The organism is Rhizobium rosettiformans W3 (assembly GCF_004912135.1).
GTDB classification, from domain to species: Bacteria; Pseudomonadota; Alphaproteobacteria; order Rhizobiales; family Rhizobiaceae; genus Allorhizobium; species Allorhizobium rosettiformans.
Map to the genome: position 1 here is coordinate 1 of NZ_STGU01000054.1, position 2,839 is coordinate 2,839.

The following is a 2,839-nucleotide window of genomic DNA, read 5'->3' on the forward strand; positions in this document are numbered from 1 at the left end:
GAATGGCACATGCGGCAAAGACGTGATCGGTGAAGCCGCCCGTGTCGGTGAACTGCTCGCGGATATGGCGTCCAGCATCGTTCATCAGCAGGCCATCGAGGATGTAAGGCGCTTCGCTTGCCGTTGCAGGAATCACCTGGGTTGCGAACGGCGCATATTGGTCGGAGACGTGGCTATAGGCTTTCAGGCCCGGGGTATTGCCATATTTCGCGTTGACCAGGTTCATGGCCTCACCTTGCTCTGTAGCGACGAAGAACTGTCCGTCGCTCGAAGCCGACGTGCCCATGCCCCAGAACCGGGCCATGGGTAACGCTGCCTGTGCCTCGACCACCATGGCCAGCGCCCGGTCATAGGCTTCGCCCTCGACATGCCACCGTCCAATGCGGATCAATTCCCAGAAGGTGTGGGTGTTTGTCGCATCCGCCATTTTGCGCAAGCCGAGGTTGATCCCTTCCGCCAAGATAACGTTCATTAGCCCGATCCGGTCAGCGCAGGGTGCTCCTGTGCGCAGATGGGTGAACGCTTCGGTGAAGCCGGTCGCCGCATCCACCTCCAGCAGGAGATCGGTGATGCGCGTGGGCGGGATCTGCTTGTAGAGATCGAGCACCAGATCTTCGGCGCCTGTCGGCGCGGCGGCTTCGAGTTTCTCGATATGCAGAACGCCGTTTTCAATCGACCCGCCCGGGATCGTGCCTGCGCGAGCGGCACGGCCAAGCTCGCGCAACCGCATGTCGAGGCGAGCTTGCCGGTCTGCCAGCCATTCCTCCGGCCGCAATGGCACAGCGAGACGACCGCCTTCCGCGATGGATTGTGCCGGAACGAGTGCGTGTTTCAGATCGCCATAGCGCCGGGACCTAGTAAGCCAGACATCTCCGGAGCGGAACGCATCGCGCAGATGGAACAGCACCGCGATCTCCCATAGGCGAGCGTCGCCAGCCCTCTGGGCCCGAAGGTGGCGATGCCATTTCGAGCTGGGCCGCAAGAAGCTGGTCATCGCGGCATCGTTCAAACCGGTACGAAGGGCCGTCACCGCTTCCAGAAGCGGCAGTGCAACGGGCGCAGCTCGCAGATCGAGCAGGCGCAACATGCGTGGAGCGTATCGGCGGAAGCGGTGATAACCGTCGAGCACATGATTGAGCGGATCGTCGGCCATGGTGGCGGTCAGCCTGGTTGCCATTGCAACAAGGGTTTTTAAGCCGTCCCACCCTGACCCACTCGCGATGACATCGCCCAGCGGCTGGCCATCATCCTGTGCATCGACCAGGGCGCCCCCGATCTCGGCGAAGGATTTCAGGGTGTCACGCACCACCCCCGCTTCGTCTGCGACCTTTGCATGGCAAATACGCTCCGAAGCACGGTAGAGACGGCCGACGATCCGGTCGTGGGTTTCGACCACTGCGTCGGCCAACATCGCCTGCCATTCCGAGACGCAAACAGCCAAGATCGCAAGCCGCCTGTCCTCCGGGAGATCGCGCATGCCGTCGGCATAATACCGTTCACCCTGCCTGCGCAGACGAGTCACCCGATGGGCAGGAACGCCGGCAAGCAGATCCTCGGGGAGATCGATGCGTTGCAGATATTCGAGCCGGTCGAGCAGCCGGTTGGCCGACGAAGAGTTCGAGCCAGGCTCGAACTGGCGCAGCCACACAAAACGGGTCACCCGATCATCAGCCGTCTCCTCGAGCAATGCCAGCAACTGTTCTCGGATCGACATAGGCAGCCGACTGGCGATCCTCGTCTCGATGCGTCGCTCGGCATCGACGAGAGCCGCGGCACAAAGCCGCTCGATCGTGGATGTCGCGGGAAGGACAGTGCGGGTGCGTCGGCACTCGGCTACGAAGCGACGGGCGATATCCTCGTTCGACACCGCCATCTCGGCTTCTCGGAACAACCATTCCTTCAGCTCGCTCGCACCACGTCCGGAGAAGGTGCGGAAGCCGTAGAGCCCCCGTAACTCGGCAAGATGCTCGTGCCGTGTTTCCTCGCGGGCAGCATAGTCTACGAGATCGTCGGCACCCAGGCCAAGCTGCGCTCCGATAAATTCGATGACCTCTGCAGGGATCAGTTCGCCTGGAGCCAGCACCCGGCCGGGATAGCGCAGGACACACAATTGCAGGGCGAAGCCGAACCTGTTGTGAGCGCGCCGACGCAGCCTGATATGCCCAAGGTCTTCATCACTCAGCGTATAGTGCTTGAGCAAATCCGTCTGTGAAGTCGGCAAGCGCAACAGCGCGTCTTTCTGCCGATCGGTTAGAGTGACGCGACGCGGCATACATGTTCCTTTTTCAAAATCTGATAGCGTTCAAGACGCTTTGTTTATGAAGCTGGTTGAGATACATTTCCAGAGGTCAATGCAATCGTGGCCGAAGCGCCGCCTCAAACCAACGTTTGTGATACATGCTGATCGGATATGCCCGCGTCTCCAAAGCCGATGGCTCGCAGTCTCTCGACCTGCAGCACGACGCCTTGCGCGCCGCAGGTGTCGAACGGGACAATATCTATGATGATCTTGCTTCCGGCGGTCGTGATGATCGCCCTGGCTTGACTGCCTGCCTCAAGTCATTGCGTGACGGCGATGTGCTGGTGGTCTGGAAGCTCGATCGCCTCGGACGATCGCTTGCCCATCTGGTCAACACGGTGAAGGAGCTGTCAGACCGCAAGATCGGCCTGCGGGTTCTGACTGGAAAGGGCGCTCAGATCGACACCACGACTGCGTCCGGTCGCATGGTGTTCGGAATCTTCGCCACCTTGGCCGAGTTCGAGCGGGATCTGATCCGAGAGCGCACCATGGCGGGTCTCGCCTCCGCGAGAGCGCGCGGTCGCAAGGGCGGACGAAAAT

General features: G+C 61.2%; 2 protein-coding genes. One reads left to right on the forward strand and one right to left on the reverse strand.

Annotation, left to right across the window (positions count from 1 at the left end):
- On the reverse strand, positions 1–2,272 hold a 2,272-nt coding region (locus FAA86_RS24185; RefSeq protein ID WP_136543849.1), incomplete at its 3' end, for a Tn3 family transposase.
- Between the two features lie 125 nt (positions 2,273–2,397).
- On the opposite strand from FAA86_RS24185, the gene FAA86_RS24190 reads away from it, so the two are divergent.
- A partial coding sequence (locus tag FAA86_RS24190; protein WP_136543851.1) for a recombinase family protein occupies positions 2,398–2,839 on the forward strand: 442 nt, incomplete at its 3' end.